Below are 1,001 nucleotides of genomic sequence, written 5' to 3'. Positions count from 1 at the left end.
GCAAGACCGTGGTCTTCACCGGCGCCCTCGAGCGCTTCACCCGCGACGAGGCCAAGGCCCGCGCCGAAAGCCTCGGCGCCAAGGTGTCCGGCTCGGTGTCGAAGAAGACCGACTATCTCGTCGCCGGCCCCGGCGCGGGCTCCAAGATGGCCGACGCCCTGAAGCACGGCGTCACCGTCCTGACCGAGGACGAGTGGCTGGCCCTGATCGGCGGCTAGAGCCTCAGTTCGCCAGCGCCAAGATCGACGGCGACCGGTCCATGGCGTCCGGCTCGACCGGATCGGCGCGCAGCTTCAGATGGGCGAACATCGTCCGGGCCCCGGCGACATCCGCCTCCGCCACCGGCCGCGCATGCCCCGCGCCGTCGCGGACCAGCGGCAGGATGGTCAGGCTGACGCCCTGCACCACATTGCCGCCGATGACATTGATCCGGTCGACGTCGACCCGCACCACCACGTCGCAATGCGCCGGGGCGTATTCGCCCATGTCGGCGCGCCGGTCCCCAACGCTGCGATAGTCCACGCCGCCACGGCTGTTACACAGCAGGTCGCCCGGCGCGATCGGCTGTTCGCCCACATCGTGCGCGACGAAAGCGGCTTCCGGGGCCGCCCCGTCGCGGGCGCGGATGGCGTGGTCGATATAAACGCGGTGCGAGATGTCGCGCTGGAACTGCGCCGGATCGCCCAGCCCTGCCTCGCACATCACCCAGCTGATGAAGGCCGCCGACCACGGCTGGACCCAGTCGACCGGCCCGTCGTCGCCGCCGCGCCACTGCCGGTTCTGCCGCGCCAGCAGCCGCGCGCCATCGGGGGTGGCGCTCCAGTATCCGGCGATGGTCGCATCGACGGCGCGCGCGCTTTCCGAGGTCCCCAGCCGCAGCATGTGGCGGACATTGCGCGGCGCGGGCCGCGGCGGATTGGCGGCGTCCGCCACCACGCCGTCCGGCAGGCGGCGGGTCTCGATCCGGCGGGCGTCGATGATCTGGAAGCCGAACGCCGCCC

2 protein-coding genes are annotated in these 1,001 nt (G+C 72.1%); one reads left to right on the top strand and one right to left on the bottom strand.

Annotated features, from left to right (window positions below):
• A partial coding sequence (locus tag Q8S40_RS14765) for a BRCT domain-containing protein (protein ID WP_305670976.1) occupies positions 1-218 on the top strand: 218 nt, incomplete at its 5' end.
• Between the two features lie 4 nt (positions 219-222).
• Here the strand turns inward: Q8S40_RS14765 and Q8S40_RS14760 are convergent.
• Positions 223-1,001, bottom strand: a 779-nt coding sequence (locus tag Q8S40_RS14760; protein WP_305670975.1) for a DUF2272 domain-containing protein, incomplete at its 5' end; no start/stop codon positions are given.

This window comes from Falsiroseomonas sp. (assembly GCF_030695085.1).
Taxonomy (GTDB): Bacteria; Pseudomonadota; Alphaproteobacteria; order Acetobacterales; family Acetobacteraceae; genus Falsiroseomonas.
Note: the sequence above shows the minus strand (reverse complement) of the source record. Positions and strands in the feature narration are given on the sequence as shown.